The following is a 17,621-nucleotide window of genomic DNA, read 5'->3' as shown; positions in this document are numbered from 1 at the left end:
GTTAATCCTTTTTCACTTCGCCGGTTTTTTTATTTATATGTAAATCAACGACGTGGCCGTCAGATTTGAGTATTCGTACGGTATAAAAATCTGTTTTTTCGGTAATTTTTAAGGTCTTACCGCCTATTGTTTTCTTTGCAAGTATTACGGCTTTCTTTTTGTCCACCTCAGCATGAGATGCTTGGGTGGCCGTCGCTGCTTGAGCAAAGTTAGCTAAGCTAACACAAGCAATAAAACCGAGGCTTAATAATACGCGCATAATGGAAAACTCCTAGACCAGACCCACTTAGTTTAATTAACTAAGTTACTAAAATTCAAGTAAAAACGCTAAATTCGCTTTTATCTCAGTAATTTTAATTAAAATCTTGTGAACAAACCCTGAATTACAGTGCAACACACCCTCTTAGGGTTTAATACACTTTTAAGCAGGGAACACTTTTTTGAAAGGTTTAACAATTGTATTTTCATAGATGCCAGCGGCAACGTAAGGGTCAGCTGCTGCCCACTCTCGAGCTGCTTCTATTGACTCAAACTCAGCAACAACTAATGAACCGGTAAAACCTGCTTCTTGAGGATCTTCACTATCGACTGCCGGAAACGGACCCGCAGTTAATAAACGGTTTTGTGAATCAAGCTCACTAAGGCGTGCTAAATGTGCCGGGCGTGCTGCTTTTCTAAGCTCTAAGCTGTTTTCAACGTCTGTTGAGTGAATCATGTACAACATAAGGAATCTCATAAAAATTGTTAAATTTGATTAACGCAATACTACCACAGCGTTGAAAATTGGTGAATTAAAAGCGTATTTACACAGGTTTACACTTCGATTTTATTTTTAAACTGTAATTGCTTGAAAATATCTGTGTAACACTGGTAGAGTCGCTGAAATATACAAAATAATAAAAAGGTTTTATGCATGAGCGAAAATAGAGAACGATTTAGTTCCCGTCTCGGATTCATAATGGCAGCGGCAGGTTCGGCTGTTGGTATTGGTAATTTAGTTGGTTTTCCGGTTTCTGCTACCAAAAATGGTGGTGGCGCATTCTTATTAATTTACGCTTTATTTGTCGTGTTCATTTGTTTACCAGTCATGATGGCTGAAATGGCAATGGGTCGTAACGCTCAAAAAGATCCACTTGGTTCGTACAAGCTATTATCTAATAACGATAAGAAATGGAAGCTAGCAGGTTTTTTAGCGGTGCTTACACCATTTATGATTGCTGTGTTTTATATGGTAATTACGGTTTGGATTTTTGGTTACTTAACGCAAACAGGCCTCGGTAATTTAGATTTACTTGCAGATCCTGGCCACTTTGGTGTTTTTATTAATAGTTACACTGTGTTTGGTTATATGGCCGTTGTGGTTATTATTGTTAACTTAATTTTATTAGGGGGTGTTAAACAAGGCATAGAAAAAGCCGCTAAATTTTTAATGCCAGCCTTACTTTTCATGCTACTTGCTTTAGTTACTTATGTATTAACGCTTGATAACGCAATGGCCGGTGTTAAATACTACATTATTCCTGATTTTTCTAAGATGAGTGCAAGTGTACTTAATGGCGCATTAAGCCAAGCGTTTTTCTCGCTATCGCTGGGTATGGGTATATTAATGACTTACGCGTCGTATATTTCTAAAAAGGATGACATTGTAAGTAGCGCGAAAATGGTCGCTATTACAGACTCACTCGTTGCGTTTGTAGCGGGCCTAATGGTGTTGCCCGCTATATTTAGCTTTGATCCAAACACAGACCCATCAGCACTTTCTGACTCGTCTGTATCAATGATTTTTGTATACCTACCTAAAATATTATTAGCACTGCAAAATGATATTGGTTATGTAGGTGCGTCTATTGTTGCGTTCTCATTCTTCTTATTAGTATTTTTTGCAGCGATTACTTCACTTGTTTCAATAGTAGAAGTACCGACAGCAACACTAAGTGACCGTAAAGGTATTAGCCGTAAAAAAGCATTGGGCATCCTTACACTTTCAACCGGTGTACTTACTATTTTATGTACAATGTCGTTTGGTATGATTGACAGCCTTACTTCGTTCACCAGTTATGGCGGCGTTAATAAGAGCTTTTTTGATATTATTGTTGATGTATTTTACGACACAATTTTACCGCTTAATGGCTTAATGGTGTGTTTGTTTGTAATGTACCGCTGGAAAAAAGCACGCTTAACACAAGAGCTAAGCTTAGGTTCGCCTAATTATGCGGGAAGCTTGATGGAAAAGTACGTTAACTTTTCACTTTCAACGTTTATTCCTGTCATTCTAGCTGTGATATTTATAAATACAGTGGCGACTAAGTTTTTTGATTTAAAAATATTTGGTTTTTAAATAGACCTCTTTAAAAGCTTATTGAATAATATAATGCCGCTCAGCTAAGCTTAGCGGCATTTTTTATAGGCGTTTTTTACAGGTATCTGGTCTAATTATTAAAAGGATTTAAAATGAATAAAATTATTATTGGGTTTGCTTTTGCTATTTCATCATTTGGCGCATTTGCACAAAGCGCTGATGGTTGGCCAGAAGGCGGTGCAATGCACACTGGGAATATTTATAATTTAGAGGGTAATAGATACAAAACTAAAATCAGTAAAATGATGGATGAAATTTACGCGCAACTAACTGATGATTACCAAGTTGATGCAGTTAAAGCGCAAATATCAGCATGGGAGCAGTATATAGATGCTACATGTAATGTTGTTGGAGTAGCAACAGGTGCTGGTGGCTCTTGGCCCTCAACGTATAGTGTTAAATGCGAAAGAAGCCTAAGTTATGATAGATACTTTGCGACTAAAAATGCGCTAAAGTGTGTTAATAAATTGAGCAAAGAAGAGTTTGTAGGGCGTAGCGAAAAGTTAAATTGTTTAATTCAAACATTAAATATAAAAATATTTTAAGGTTTGCAGCAGTGCTACAGCTAAATTATACAGTTAGCTGTAGCATTTTAGGCTTATAGCAACTCAATACTTACTGTTGCGCCTTTTTCGATATTGCCGCTTTGTGCTGGCACTACAATTAAGCAGTTAGCTTTACTAAGCGACGAAAGTACACCCGAGCCCTGTTTATTAAACGGGGCAACCATCAAGTCACCTTGCTCGTTAATTGTTGCAGTACCTCGCTGAAAGTCGGCTCTGCCAGGGCGCTTTTTAATAACGGATGTAGTAACCGCGTTAAATCGCATTTTAGGGTTTACTTCACCAAGCCCCGACAACTTTTGCAGTGCAGGCTCTACTAACTGATTAAACGTAACAGCAGCCGACACAGGGTTACCTGGCAAGCCAAAAAAGTAACTGTTACTTAGTTTACCAAAGGCAAAAGGTTTGCCTGGTTTCATGGCTATTTTCCAAAAGTGAATTTCGCCAATTTCGTTGAGCACTTCTTTAGTAAAGTCGGCTTCACCAACCGATACACCGCCTGAGCTTATTACAGCATCGGCAAGTTCATTCGCTTTTAAAAATGCATTAGTGATGAGTTCTTTGTCATCAGGGATAATTCCTAAATCAAGCACGTCTATATTTTTTTGTTGCAGCGCACTAATAATAACAGCGCGGTTACTTTCAAAAATAGCGCCTTGCTTAAGAGGCTGACCAGGTTCTATTAGCTCATCGCCTGTAGAAAGCACGGCTATTTTTAGGGTTCTTACCACGTCTATATTGGCAATTCCTAAAGATGCAAGTAGCCCCACATCAACGGCTTTTAATTTATCGCCTGCTTTTAAAATAACATCGTCAATTGCAATATCTTCGCCAGCAAAACGCACGTTTTCATTTACTTCAGGTTGCGCAGTAAATGTAATTTTGTCGCCATCAACCGAGGCGTTTTCTTGCATTACAACGCCATTAGCGCCAGGTGCAATGGCGGCGCCGGTCATTATTCTTACGCATTGCCCTGGGGTAAGCGTTTCTTCAAAAACTTGCCCTGCAAACACGCTACCTACTTGTGTATAGGTTAAGCTTTTATCTGAAATACATAGCGCATAGCCATCCATTGCGGAGTTGTTATGAGCTGGTACGTTTATAGTTGATTTAACATCGCTTGCTAAAACGCGATCAACGCTTTGCATTATAGTGATGGTTTCAACGTCTTTAACAGGCGTTATTGAGCCAAGTATATTTTGTATTGCAGTTTCAATTGGCAATAAACCGGGTGCATTGCAAACATCGTTCATATATATTGCTTACTTAAATCATTTTATTTTGAAACAATACTTATAATGTCAAAGCTTTACAATACATGGTTGGGTTATTTTTTGCTTATAGCATGCATGCTTTCGTGCGGCGTAAACGCAAAAGAAACGCTGCAAGTAGCCGTAGCGAGTAATTTTAAAACTGTATTGCAAACCCTACTAAAAAAATCCCCATTACCTAATGTTGACGTGAAAATATCAGCCGCTTCTAGCGGTGTTTTATATTCGCAAATAGTGCATGGTGCGCCATTTGATGTGTTTTTATCGGCTGACGATTTTCGACCGCAATCACTTATTAAAGAAGGCTATGCCGAGCAAAGTAGCTTAATCACTTACGCGTTAGGCGAACTTGCTTTGTGGCAACCCAAAGCTGAAAAAGTAAATGATAAAGTAGCCATTGCTAATCCGCGTTTTTCACCATACGGGCGTGCCTCAGAGCACTACGCGAATAACCATTTTAAAAAGCCAGTAAATTATGTGTACGGTAATAATATTACGCATGCATTTCAGTTTGTGCAAAGTGGTAATGTAGGAATAGGGCTGGTGGCTGTTTCATCACTAAAGGCAGCTTACAGTAACACGCAAGATCAAAAATATTTAGATTACACCGTGCTGCCTACAAATCAATATCCCGATATAATTCAACAAGGCGTTATTATTAAGTCGACTAAAAAGCGTGCTAGCGCTAAGCAACTCATGCAATTTTTAATGACGCAGGCTACGCAGCAGCAGTTAATTGAATTAGGTTACAGAATAAAGGACAACAATGCTTCAAAGTGATTTAACCGCGCTGTGGTTAACTATAAAACTTGCCTTTATAACCGCAGTGCTCCTTCTTGTTTTTTGTATTCCACTGGCTTACAAGCTCGCTGGCTATAACGGTAAATTTAAACCATTTTTAGAGGCATTAATTGCAATGCCTTTAGTGCTGCCGCCTACGTTATTAGGGTTTTACTTACTTGTTTTGTTTTCGCCTGATCACGCTTTTGGGCAGTTTTGGTTTTGGCTAACGGGTACTCAGCTTGCGTTTAGTTTTCAGGGCGTGGTTATTGGCTCGCTTTTTTATTCGCTGCCTTTTGTAATGCAGCCTCTTGTGGCTGGGTTTAAGCATATTAATCAAACCTATAACGAAGCAGCCATTGCGCTTGGGTTAAGCCCGTTTAAACGCTTTGTGCATTTAATTATTCCGCTTTTAAAACCCAGTATTGGTAGCGCATTTGCTTTAGGCTTTGCGCACACATTGGGTGAGTTTGGTTTGGTATTAATGATTGGCGGCAATATTCAGGGGCAAACACAGGTGGTGTCTATTGCGCTTTATGACCATGTTGAATCGTTAAATTATACGGCGGCGCATCAGCTTTCACTTATTTTACTGGCTATTTCGTTTGCCTGTTTAGTGCTGTTATTTAAGTTTAATAAAAGCATTGTAGGGGTTAAGCAATAACATGATTAAGTTAAGCCTTTTTAAAGCACTCAATAATTTTGATTTAGATATAAACCTTGAGCTTGAGTCGTTTAATGTATTGGGTGTTTACGGGCCTTCTGGCTCGGGTAAGTCAACATTACTGCGTTGTATTAGCGGTTTAGAGCCTGCAAAAAGTGTTTATGTAAACAATCAGGCAGTGCATGAGTTACCAAGCGATAAACGCGGTATTACGCTTCAGTTGCAATCGTGCCCGTTGTTTCCTCATTTAGATGTGGCAGGTAATTTAGCGTTTACACAAAAACACTGCGGGAATAAGCAAACCAGCTTAACGATAGAATACGTTGTTAAAACACTTGAATTACAAGACTTACTAAACCGTGACGTACAAAGCTTATCGGGTGGCGAACGCCAACGTGTAGTATTTGCGCGTACGCTGTTAGCAGGTCAAAAATTTATAATGCTTGATGAGCCTTTTAGTGCACTTGATTGGTCATTGCGTTTTAAAACGCTCACTAAACTTAGCGAGTTTGCAGTTAAGTTTAATATTAAATTTATAATAGTAAGTCACTCATTAAAAGAGCTGCTATTTTGCTGCGATACCCTTATTCAGCTTGATAAAGGTAAGGTGATAAACCAAGGTGCGAGTGCGCACGTTGCAAAAGCTATTTATGCAAACGATAGGCAAACACCGCTGAGCTTAATTAATTACGATGTGGTTAAATTTGATGAAAACTACGGGCTATATCAATTGCAATTACAGCAAAGTGAGCAGCCGCTTTTTGTGCTTCCTGAACTTGTAGATAGCAGTAATAAGCTAATTATAGAAAGTGAGCAAATGTCGTTTAGTGCGTTAAAACCTGAGCAAACAACGCACAGTAATGTTTTAAGGTCGGTATTAACTCAGGCTGAGCTTATTAATAATAAGTGGCAGTTAACGCTTAATGTAGATGGGCAAACTTTGTATTGCTTGGCTTCAAGACGAGTGTGGGACAAAAACGACTTTAAAGTGGGCGATGTGTTTTATACAACAATCAGTAATCTAGAATAACTAAATGCTGCACACCGCACATTGACTGTTTTTAGCTATTTTAAAACGATTAAACTCCATGCTTAAGCCATCCACCAGCAGTAAGTGCTCGCTTAAACCACTTGGCAAACCAGCAAGCATTTTTAGCGCTTCAGTAGCCTGAATACTGCCTATTAGCCCCACAATTGGGGAAAGCACGCCGGATTCAGAGCAGCTTTGTGTTTGTTCACTAAAAAATTGTGATAAACAGCCATAACAATGGCTGTTTTCATCCATAGTAAAACACGCGACTTGTCCTTCCATACGTATTGCAGAGCCTGACACTAGCGGAACTTTAGCTTTAAAACAGGCGCTATTAAGTGCATTGCGCGTTGCTAGGTTATCTGAGCAATCAATCACTATATCAATGTTATTAAATAGCTGTTCTGTAGAGGTACTTGTATCAAAAAATTCCTCAATGGTGTTTATGTCTATTTCACTATTAAGCGCGTTAAGCTGTTTTTTAGCAGCACTGCATTTTGAACTACCAATATCACTTTCTTTATACAGTATTTGCCTTTGCAGGTTGGTCACGTCTATTTCATCGTTATCAACTAAGGTAAGCGTCCCAACGCCAGATGCCGCTAAGTATTGACCTACCGCACACCCAAGCCCACCCACACCAATAATTAAAGCATGCGATTGCCATAGCTGCTCTTGTCCGTCTATATCAAGCTGCGGCAGCATAATGTGCCGAGAATAGCGCAGTTGCTGCTGGTAAGTTAATGGTGGCTTTTGCATTTTTAAAATCTCAACCTTTTTTTGAACAATACCAAGTTGTTAAATCCAAGAGCAAGTAGTAACGCTTTTTATTTGCACTCTAACAACCCAGAGCCCTTCACTCATATAGTGCAACTATAACGTATAAAAACAACTGTTGCATGTAACTATCTGAAATTTATGGTTTTTAATTAGTGGCTCAGTAATTGCTATATCGGGTTAACTTAAATTTAACAAACATTGGGCTGCTACTCATATAAAAGGGTGGGGCATTAATAAAACAATAATACGTTTACGAGGAAAATAAACATGCAACCGAGTTCTGGGTTTAACCTAATATCGTTTAGCGGAAAAATGAAAGTATTGCATCTAAGTTGGATGGTCTTTTTTGTGTCATTTTTTGTATGGTTTAACCATGCTCCTTTATTAGGTGCCATAGCGGGTTCACTTGGGATCACCATGGCACAAGTTAAAACATTACTAATTTTAAATGTAGCGTTAACTATTCCAGCGCGTGTTGTGGTGGGTATGCTAACCGATAAATTTGGTCCCCGTATTGTTTATGCGGCACTACTTATTAGCTGTAGTATTCCATGTTTTATGTTTGCTATGGCAACTACATTTGAGCAAGCCGCAATAGCGCGCTTTGCTTTAGGCTTTATTGGTGCTGGCTTTGTTGTGGGCATTCGTATGGTGAGTGAATGGTTTCCTGCTAATGAGTTGGGTATAGCGGAAGGTATTTATGGCGGTTGGGGTAATTTTGGATCAGCAGCAGCGGCTATGTTATTGCCAATTATTGCACTAATGTTTGGTGGCGAAGATGGTTGGCGTTATGCAGTAGGTTTAACCGGTGTATTAAGCGTTATATTTGGTATTATTTGGTACCTAAATGTAACCGATACACCAAAAGGCGGTACATACTTTAAACCTAAAAAAGTAGGCGCAATGGAAGTAACCAGTAAAGGCGACTTTGTATTACTGCTTATTATGAAAATTCCTATGTACGGCGCATTAGCATTACTTACTTGGAAGCTTTCACCAACTGGTGCTAACCTAATTTCGGCTAATTTTGTACTTGCCGTGTATGCTTTTTTAGTTCTGCTTTATATTTACGAAGTGTATAAAACCTTTGACGTAAATGGTCATATTTTTAAAGAGCCTGTACCCGAGTCGCATCGTTATGAGTTTAAGCAAGTAGCTGTTTTAAATATTTTATATTTTACAACCTTTGGTTCTGAGCTTGCGGTTGTCTCTATGTTGCCGCTGTTTTTTATGGATGTGTTTGCGCTTGATATGGTGTATGCCGGTATTTTAGCCTCTGCTTACGCATTCATGAACTTAGCATCTCGCCCTGGTGGCGGTTGGATTTCAGATAAATTAGGTCGTCGTATTACCCTTATTGTACTTACAATGGGTCTTGCTGTTGGTTATTTTGTAATGGGCTTAGTTGATGCATCTTGGCCTTTATGGCTTGCAGTTGTTGCAGCTATGGCATGTTCGTTCTTTGTGCAAGCTGGTGAAGGCGCTGTATTTGCCGCAGTACCACTAATTAAGCGTCGTTTAACTGGGCAAATAGCTGGAATGACAGGTGCTTACGGTAATGTTGGTGCAGTAGTGTACTTAACGGCATTATCACTTGTTGATTATCAAACCTTCTTTTTCATTATTGCGGGTAGTGCATTACTTGGCTTAGGCGCACTGTTTTTTATGAAAGAACCAGACGGACACATTACCGAAGTAAATGAAGACGGCACCGTTGAACTTATTTCAGTGACTTAAGGCATTATTGACTATGTTTGATGAAACACACCAAGCTAAAGCGCTTGAAAATGAACTCAACGTTTCATTTGGCGGGCACAGCGCTAAAGGGTTAAAAGCAGAAAACCAAGATGCGTTTGCTGCTCTTAATACCAAAGCGCAAGAAAAAGAGTCTAAAGGCGTTATTGCCTGCTTAGCCGATGGGTGTTCATCAGCAAAAAATGCTAAACAAGCGTCTCAACTTTCGGTTACTCATTTTATAAATGAGTATTTAAATACCCCCGAAAGTTGGGCGGTTAAAAAGTCAGTGTCGAAGGTGTTAGCAAGTTTAAATCAGTGGCTTTATTCGCAATCAGTTAATTACAATCACTTAGGTCAGCGCCAAGCCGATTGGATGACGACTTTTACAGCACTTATTTTAAAGTCGGCAACGGGTTATATATTTCACTTAGGTGATACGCGTATTACTCGCTTGCGAGGAAATAAAATAGAGGCAATAACACGGGATCACAAAGTAAACGATACGCTAACGCGTGCACTTGGCGCACAACTTCATCAAGAAATAGATGTATACGAAGTTGACCTAAAAGCAGACGATATTTATATATTAACCTGCGATGGCGTACACGATGTGCTCCCACGTAGTGATATAGCTAAATTAATTAATGAACACGTTAATTTGGAGCACACTAATTTAGAAAATGCGGCTAAAGCAATTACCGAACTTGCATTAGCGCGAGGTAGTGACGACAACGTAAGTTGTTTGCTTGTAAAAGTAGAAAATATTGCCGAGCAAAAGTTAGATGAGCTTTATCATTCGCTAACACGACGAAAAATTCCACCTGCGCTTAATGTTGGACAAAAAATTGATGGCTACACGGTTATCCGTAAATTGCATGCCAGTAGTCGCTCGCATATTTATTTAGTGCAACAAGCGCCCGATATACCGCCAGTGGTTTTAAAAGCACCTTCGGTTAATTTTGAAGATGATGTGCACTACCTTCAAGGCTTTATAAGAGAAGGCTGGGTAGGGCAACGCATAAACCACCTTAACGTGATGAAAGTACTAAGCACGCAATCGCAGAGTCGTTTTTTGTATCATATTTGTGAGTACATGGACGGACAAACACTTAGTGATTGGAAGCACGACGTGCCGCACCCAGAAATAACCCAAGTGCGCAGTATCATTGAACAAATAGTACATGCACTAAGGGCGTTTCAGCGACTCGATATGGTACATCGTGATTTAAAACTCGATAACGTAATGATAGATGCGCACGGAAAAGTAACGCTCATTGATTACGGCACTGTAAGTGTTGCGGCTATGGACGAGTCGGTTAAGCAAATTGCGGATGATTGCCCACAAGGCACTGCCGACTACACCGCACCCGAAACACTTATTACTATGCACGCCGATTTTAAAAGTGATTTGTTTTCACTTGGCGTTATTGCATACGAGTTATTGTGCTCAAAATTGCCTTACAAACCATTGCCACTTAACCACGTAGCGCCAAAAGATTACAGCCATTGGCACTACACAAGTATTCGTAAATACAGAGCCGATATTCCGTTTTGGTTAGATCAAGCCCTTATGAAAGCGCTTGCCCCTAAACCAGAACTCAGATACCAAGCTTTTTCTGAGTTTATAAACGATATCAACAAACCTAATCCTTATTTAGAAAGTACCGCTAATAAAAGCTCAATAATGAAACGCGATCCAGTTATGGTGTGGAAATGTATTTCGCTGTGTTTATTTATTGCTTTGGTATGTGTATTAATAATTAAAACGTAGAGAACCAAAATGCTTAACTATAAGAACAACTTACCTATTATTTTTATACTGGGTTGCTTCACTGCGCCTTCAATAAGCTTTGCTGCGCAAACGGATCTTGATTTTAGACTGCGTTTTGAAAGCGTTGATCAAAACAATGCTTTAAAAGATGCAAGCGGCTTAACACTTAGAACCCGCTTAACGCATCAAACAGACGAGGTGAATGGCTTTTCAGCCCTTATTGAAGTAGAAGATACTCGCAGCCTATTAGGCGTAGATGATTACAATAATACGGTGGGAAAAAACACTAATTACTCTGTTATTGCAGACCCAGAAAACACTGAGATTGACCAAGGTTTTGTTAAATATGCCCGCGATGGTCTATCGCTAAAAGTAGGACGCCAAGTAATAGCCCTTGATGGGCAGCGTTTTGTTGGGCACGTAGGTTGGCGCCAAGACAGACAAACCTTTGATGCAGCAACCATTAATTACGCATTTAATAACATAGATTTACAATACAGTTATTTAAATAAGCGTAACCGCATATTTGCTGACGATAAAGACATTAAATCGTCCGATCATCTTATTAATGCAAGCTTTAAAACAGACTACGGTAAAGTGGTTTTATACAGTTACTTATTAAGTGACGATGCACTACAAGACGACAGTTTAGACACTTATGGCGTCTCTTTTAACGGTAATAAAACCCTAAACGACATAAAATTTTATTACAAAGCGGAGTATGCAACGCAGTCTGCGTCAACAAGCGTGAGTGATTTTGATGCCGATTACTATGCACTTGAAGGCGCTGTTGATTTAAATGGTTTGGGTATAAAAACAGTAACATTAAAAGTTGGCATAGAGTCACTTGGCTCTGATAATGGCGATTACGGGTTTGCAACACCACTTGCCACGTTACATAAATTTAATGGTTGGGCAGATACGTTTTTAAATACACCCGCACAAGGCTTGGATGACACTTACATAAGCTTAAATGGTAAAGCGTTTGACGGAAAATGGTTGGTGGCTTATCACAGTTTTGATGCTAATGAGCAATCAAATGGGGTTGACGATTTAGGCAGTGAGCTAAACGTACAATACGTTAAACCTATTAATAAACAATACGCAGTGGGTGTTAAATACGCTGATTACTCAGCGGGCGATACCGCTGCTAATAAAGTCGATACTCAAAAATTATGGGTATGGATGAGCGCTAAATTTTAACCCTCACTATCTTCTAAAATCCTCTTGTAATTTATAGCGACACAAGATGGTGCAGTTGCACCATCTTGTGGGGCTTTACGCTTTTCACCTCTGCACCAATGTAGGCAACTTACTGATTTTAAATGCTTATATATTTGGCTTACATATTGCTATAACAAACCTATAACAAATCATTCGATTTCAATTTTAGTCAATTACTAAAGTAGATATCATTTTAAGGTGAGTAAATGCTAAGTAAGCAGCGTGTTGTAGTAGTAGGAAACGGAATGGTGGGGCACCATTTTGTGCAGCAGCTGGTTTCTCAAAATCAAGCTGATGAGCAATTTGAAATTACGGTATTAAGCGGTGAAGACCGTTTAGCGTATGACCGCGTGCAATTATCGTCTTTTTTTAAAGGTAAAACCGCAGACGACCTCGCACTTACATGCAATAAAACCTATGACGATTGGCAAGTACGCTTTCATACTCATTCTAAAGTGGTTGACATAAATCGTGATGCGCAAACTGTAACGACCGCTAAAGGGGAGTCGTTTGAATACGACAAGCTTGTGCTTGCTACAGGTTCATTTCCATTTGTACCTCCTATACCGGGTAAAGATCGTGAGCATTGCCTTGTTTATCGGACCATTAACGATTTACACGCAATAAAAAACTCAGCCCACGGTAGTAAAGTAGGCGTGGTAATTGGTGGCGGTTTACTGGGTCTTGAGGCTGCAAACGCATTAAAGCAATTGGGTTTACAGACTCACGTAATAGAATTTGCACCGCAACTTATGGGCGTACAAGTTGATGCGGGTGGCGGTCGGCTACTAAAAAACAAAATTACAGATTTAGGCGTTACTGTGCATACATCGGTAGCAACTGAGGAGATAGTAGAGGGTGAGAACTGCCGTTACAAAATGTGTTTTAAGGGCGGTAAAACCCTTGAAACCGATATGATTGTATTCTCAGCAGGTATTCGCCCTTATGATAATTTAGCCCGCGAGTTTAATTTAGAGTTAGGCGAGCGCGGCGGTATTGTAATTAATAACCACTGCCAAACGAGCGATAAAAACATATACGCAATTGGTGAATGTGCACTGTGGAATAATTTTATTTTTGGCTTAGTGGCACCCGGTTACGCCATGGCTAAAATTGCAGTTGGGCATATTTTACAACAGACCCAGCAAGGTTCCTTGCAAAGTAATGGCTTAGACAATAAAGCCGATGAGTTCAGTGGTGCCGATATGAGCACCAAGCTTAAATTAATGGGTGTTGAAGTGGGCTCTATTGGCGATGCACATGCACGCAGCGAAGGCGCAATAAGCTATTACTTTGAAGACCAACCCAATGGCATTTATAAAAAAGTAGTCACTAATTCACAAAGTAATAAACTGATTGGCGCCGTGCTTGTTGGCGATACCAGCGATTACGATAATTTACTGCAATATCATTTAAACGACATTGAACTTACCACCGCCCCCGAAGCGCTCATTATGCCCCTTGCCGGCGATATCGCAGAGCTAAGCGCCGACGACTTGCCTGATGACGCTATTATTTGCGCTTGTCATAAAGTAACTAAACACACCATTGAACAAACAGTCGCTAAAGGCTTTATAGACCTAGCAAGTGTGCAGCAAAGCACCAAAGCCAGTACAGGCTGTGGAGGTTGTGAAAAGCTCGTTCAAAACGTAATAAACAGCGCACTCGCTAAAGCAAGTAACACTATTAACGTAGTTACTCTTAATGAGCCTGTTAAACAGCCCGCATAAATTAAAGCACACTAAAAGAGAGCAGTATGGCAACCGTAAACACGTCACCAACTATAAATAAAACGAGTTTAAAACAAACAACATGTGCTTACTGTGGTGTAGGGTGTGGTGTTGATATTTCACTTTTTAATAATGTGCCAACCAAGCTTGAAGGCATGCGAGAGCACCCCGCAAACTTTGGTCGTTTATGTGTAAAAGGCACCCATTTGCTCGACACGACGGGCAGTGATAATCGCTTAATGTCGCCCCTCATTAATAATCAAGCTGTTACGTGGGATGAAGCCACCGACCATGTTGCCAATAAATTTAACGACATAATACAAAAGCACGGACCCGATGCGGTGGCTTTTTATGTGTCAGGGCAGTTACTTACTGAAGATTACTACATCGCTAATAAATTAATGAAAGGCTACATAGGCTCAGGCAATATTGATACAAATTCGCGCCTGTGTATGTCGTCTGCTGTGGCAGGTTATAAACGGGCTTTTGGTGAAGACGTAGTGCCGTGTACTTACGAGGATTTAGAGCAAACTGAGCTGCTTATTTTAATTGGCTCTAATGCAGCGTGGACTCATCCGGTTTTGTATCAGCGAATGGAGCGTGCAAAGCAACTTAACCCAAATATGAAAGTGGTGGTTATTGATCCGCGTAAAACTGACACAGCTGAGCTTGCCGACACATTTTTAAATATAAAACCAGGCAGTGACGCCGCACTTTATAACGGTTTACTTAATTATTTACATGAGCATAACCACCTCGATACGCAATTTATTGATCAGCACACAAACGGCTTTGAAAGCGCACTGCAAGAGGCAACAAAATGGAGTTGTGAGGCAGTTAGCGATTTTTGCGATATAGCAATTGAGCAAGTCACTGAGTTTTACGCGCTATTTGCTAACAGCCCAAGTGCGATTAGCTTTTACTCAATGGGTATAAATCAGTCAAGTTCGGGTGTAGATAAGTGCAACGCTATTATTAATGCGCATTTAGCCTCAGGTAAATTACTTAAACCAGGCAACGGTCCGTTTTCGATTACGGGGCAACCCAATGCGATGGGCGGGCGCGAAGTAGGTGGTTTGGCTAATCAGTTAGCGGCGCATTTAGATATTGAAAACGAAGCACATCAATCACTTGTACAACGCTTTTGGCTCTCGCCAACTATCGCTACAAAAGCAGGCAGCAATGCCATCGATATGTTTGATGAAATAGCCGCAGGCAAAATAAAAGCAGTGTGGATAATGGCAACAAATCCAATGGTGAGTTTGCCCAATAACGCCGCTATTAAAAAAGCATTAGAGACCTGCGAGCTGGTGGTTGTATCTGACTGTATTGCAAAAAGTGATACGTTAAAATTTGCCGATGTTGTTTTTCCATCAACCGGATGGGGTGAAAAAAACGGCACAGTAACTAACTCAGAGCGCAGAATATCAAGGCAACGCCCGTTAGTAGCGCCTTATTCGGGAGCTAAAAACGATTGGCAAATTATGTGCGATGTTGCTAAAAAAATGGGCTTTGAAGGGTTTGACTTTACAGACCCTAGTGGCATTTTTGAAGAATGGGCACAATTAACCGACTTTGAAAATAACGGCAGCCGATTATTAAATCTTTCTGGTTTAGTTGGGCTCACACAAAATCAGTATGATAATTTAAAACCCATTATGTGGCCTGTTGTTAAAAATCAGCCTTATAAAAATGGTCAGGTTTTTACAAATAACCAATTTAGCACCGCTGATAAAAAAGCACGCTTTATAGCCATAACGCCGCAATTACCGGTGCAAAAAACATCAAGTGATTACCCGTTTGTAATGAACTCAGGACGTATACGCGACCAATGGCATACCATGAGCCGCACGGGTAAAAGCACTGCGCTTTCATCGCATATTACACGGCCGTACATTGAAATTAATCCGCTTGATGCCAGTAAATTAGCAATTAAGCAAAACGATTTAATAAGTGCGATTGCCCAAACAGGGCAGGTTACCGCGCATGCAAAAGTAACCGATTCGGTGCGAAAAGGTGAATGCTTTATGCCTATTCATTGGAATAAGCAATTTGCATCGTCAGCAACAGTAAGTGGGTTGTATCAATCGGTAGTTGACCCTCTATCTGGTCAGGCTGAGTGCAAACACGGCGCTGTTAATATAGTTAAAGCACCCTTTGTGCAATATATGCAGCTGTTTGCTAAAAACGAACTTGTTATAGACAGTGATTTTTGGCTCAAAGTTAATGCTAGTAATTGCTTTAATTACCAATTGGCGCTTAATGAGCCACAAAGTGATTTACTGTATTACTGCCAAACCTTAACAGGTTTACAAGGGCAGTGGTCGGCTATGAATACGGCAAAAGCCATGCATGTGCAGTGTATTCAAAACGATCAATTAGCGTTTGTTGGTGTTATTTCTAATGAGCAAAAAGAAATATCACTTGAGTGGATAAACCATTTATTTGCAGAGCCATTACTGACCTTTACACAGTTACAGTCTTTGCTTTATGCAACCCCCGATGAAGAATTTACCCAAGGTGCACAAGTGTGTAGCTGCTTTAAAGTAAGAGAGCAGCCAATTATAAACGCCATTAAAAACGGTGCAAACACAGTCGAGCAATTGGGGTCTGAACTTAAATGTGGAACGAATTGCGGTTCGTGTAAAACACAATTAAGCCAATTAATAAAACAACATTACAAAGCAGGTTCTAGCAGCATTGATGTTGCGGTTGTAATGTAAAGAAAAAAGGAAGCATATGCTTAATGATCAATTTGGTCGGCAGTTTAACTATTTGCGCCTCTCAATAACCGATGTATGTAATTTTAGTTGTAGTTATTGTTTACCAAACGGGTATCAGTGCGATACGCCGCGTAATTTTTTAAATAAAAACGAAATTAGCACGTTAGTAAATGCGTTTGCAGAGCTTGGTACTAAAAAAGTGCGTATTACAGGTGGCGAACCATGCTTGCGAAACGACGTAACCGATATTATAAAGCTTTGTAAAAACACGCCCGGCATAGAAAAAGTAGCTATTACTACAAACGGATTTAATTTATTAAAGAAAATTGATGAATTTGCTGAAGCAGGGCTTGATGCGCTTAATGTCAGTATTGATAGTTTAAATCCGAGTATGTTTAAACTCATAACAGGGCACGACAAACTTAACCTTATTTTAAAAGGGATTGAACGCGCGGTAGAGCTGGGCATAAAAGACATAAAAATAAATGCAGTGCTTGCGAAGCAGTTTAATAAAAACCAATTGAAGGATTTTTTAGCGTGGGTAAAGCACCACAAAGTTACGGTACGCTTTATAGAATTAATGGAAACCGGTGACGGCGCCACCTTTTTTGAAGAAAACCACTTAAGTGGGCAAACGGTTAAAGCCCAATTACTCGACCAAGGTTGGTTACAAGTAGTTAGGGGTAAATTAAACGGACCCGCTGAGGAATTTTGTCATCCTGATTACGATGGTCGTATTGGTTTAATAATGCCGTACAGTAAAGACTTTTGTAAAAGCTGTAATCGCTTAAGGGTGTCGGCGCTGGGTAAATTACACTTATGCTTGTTTGCCGAGCAAGGTATAGATTTACGCGAACTGCTAAACGAGGATGATACTGCAGCGACCGTAAAGGCAATTCGAGCCGCTATGGGCAATAAAGAAATAAGCCATGAGCTAGATAAGCGTCTAACAGGTGCGACAACTCACTTAGCCATGTTAGGCGGCTAAT

At 40.0% G+C, this 17,621-nt stretch carries 15 protein-coding genes; 11 read left to right on the top strand and 4 right to left on the bottom strand.

The window, feature by feature from the left end:
* Position 1: 1 nt before the first annotated feature.
* Both I6F45_RS01825 and I6F45_RS01820 read right to left on the bottom strand, forming a co-directional pair.
* Positions 2-259, bottom strand: coding sequence for a PepSY domain-containing protein (locus tag I6F45_RS01825; protein WP_002959808.1), 258 nt, complete (start codon positions 257-259; stop codon positions 2-4).
* 162 nt (positions 260-421) lie between these two features.
* Entirely contained in the window at positions 422-724 is a 303-nt protein-coding gene (locus I6F45_RS01820) for a YciI family protein (RefSeq protein ID WP_010552536.1), read from the bottom strand.
* 189 nt (positions 725-913) lie between these two features.
* Here I6F45_RS01820 and I6F45_RS01815 point away from each other — a divergent pair, with 189 nt between their 5' ends.
* Positions 914-2,338 carry a sodium-dependent transporter gene (locus I6F45_RS01815; protein WP_010552537.1) on the top strand — a complete coding sequence of 475 codons (1,425 nt, stop codon included), beginning with the start codon at positions 914-916 and terminating at the stop codon, positions 2,336-2,338.
* 113 nt (positions 2,339-2,451) lie between these two features.
* Positions 2,452-2,904, top strand: a complete 453-nt coding sequence (locus I6F45_RS01810; RefSeq protein ID WP_166420722.1) for a DUF1311 domain-containing protein — start codon at positions 2,452-2,454, stop codon at positions 2,902-2,904.
* A gap of 53 nt (positions 2,905-2,957) precedes the next feature.
* On the opposite strand, the gene moeA is transcribed toward I6F45_RS01810, so the two are convergent.
* Positions 2,958-4,175 carry a molybdopterin molybdotransferase MoeA gene (gene moeA / locus I6F45_RS01805; RefSeq protein WP_197159527.1) on the bottom strand — a complete coding sequence of 406 codons (1,218 nt, stop codon included), beginning with the start codon at positions 4,173-4,175 and terminating at the stop codon, positions 2,958-2,960.
* A 45-nt stretch (positions 4,176-4,220) separates the two neighbouring features.
* Between moeA and modA the strand changes: the two genes are divergently transcribed.
* Genes modA through I6F45_RS01790 form a run of 3 tightly spaced genes read left to right on the top strand, consistent with a single transcriptional unit; the run spans position 4,221 to position 6,667 of the window.
* Entirely contained in the window at positions 4,221-4,973 is a 753-nt protein-coding gene (modA, locus tag I6F45_RS01800; protein ID WP_197118787.1) for a molybdate ABC transporter substrate-binding protein, read from the top strand.
* Positions 4,960-5,637 carry a molybdate ABC transporter permease subunit gene (modB, locus tag I6F45_RS01795; RefSeq protein ID WP_002959821.1) on the top strand — a complete coding sequence of 226 codons (678 nt, stop codon included), beginning with the start codon at positions 4,960-4,962 and terminating at the stop codon, positions 5,635-5,637. The genes modA and modB overlap by 14 nt, the downstream gene beginning before the upstream one ends.
* Before the next feature lies 1 nt (position 5,638).
* A complete protein-coding gene (locus I6F45_RS01790) occupies positions 5,639-6,667 on the top strand; it encodes an ATP-binding cassette domain-containing protein (RefSeq protein ID WP_165727750.1) in 1,029 nt (342 codons plus the stop codon).
* Here I6F45_RS01790 and moeB read toward each other — a convergent pair whose 3' ends face one another.
* A complete protein-coding gene (gene moeB, locus I6F45_RS01785; protein WP_165727753.1) occupies positions 6,668-7,426 on the bottom strand; it encodes a molybdopterin-synthase adenylyltransferase MoeB in 759 nt (252 codons plus the stop codon).
* A 288-nt stretch (positions 7,427-7,714) separates the two neighbouring features.
* On the opposite strand from moeB, the gene I6F45_RS01780 reads away from it, so the two are divergent.
* From I6F45_RS01780 to moaA, 6 genes are all read left to right on the top strand, one after another.
* Complete coding sequence (locus tag I6F45_RS01780) at positions 7,715-9,184, top strand: NarK family nitrate/nitrite MFS transporter (RefSeq protein WP_165727755.1); 1,470 nt, start codon at positions 7,715-7,717, stop codon at positions 9,182-9,184.
* Positions 9,185-9,197: 13 nt separating this feature from the next.
* Complete coding sequence (locus I6F45_RS01775; RefSeq protein ID WP_165740167.1) at positions 9,198-10,955, top strand: bifunctional protein-serine/threonine kinase/phosphatase; 1,758 nt, start codon at positions 9,198-9,200, stop codon at positions 10,953-10,955.
* Between the two features lie 9 nt (positions 10,956-10,964).
* On the top strand, positions 10,965-12,158 hold the full coding sequence (locus tag I6F45_RS01770) for an alginate export family protein (RefSeq protein WP_165727759.1): 1,194 nt from the start codon (positions 10,965-10,967) through the stop codon (positions 12,156-12,158).
* A gap of 227 nt (positions 12,159-12,385) precedes the next feature.
* The gene (locus tag I6F45_RS01765) at positions 12,386-13,909 is read left to right on the top strand and encodes an FAD-dependent oxidoreductase (protein ID WP_165727761.1); all 1,524 of its coding nucleotides are present in this window, start codon (positions 12,386-12,388) and stop codon (positions 13,907-13,909) included.
* Between the two features lie 26 nt (positions 13,910-13,935).
* Positions 13,936-16,632, top strand: a complete 2,697-nt coding sequence (locus I6F45_RS01760; protein WP_197159526.1) for a nitrate reductase — start codon at positions 13,936-13,938, stop codon at positions 16,630-16,632.
* A 16-nt stretch (positions 16,633-16,648) separates the two neighbouring features.
* Positions 16,649-17,620, top strand: a complete 972-nt coding sequence (gene moaA, locus I6F45_RS01755) for a GTP 3',8-cyclase MoaA (RefSeq protein WP_149602496.1) — start codon at positions 16,649-16,651, stop codon at positions 17,618-17,620.
* The last annotated feature ends 1 nt before the right edge of the window (position 17,621 follow it).

This window comes from Pseudoalteromonas sp. SWYJZ19, assembly GCF_015864375.1.
Classification (GTDB): domain Bacteria; phylum Pseudomonadota; class Gammaproteobacteria; order Enterobacterales; family Alteromonadaceae; genus Pseudoalteromonas; species Pseudoalteromonas arctica.
This window is presented reverse-complemented; position numbering and strand designations above follow the sequence as displayed.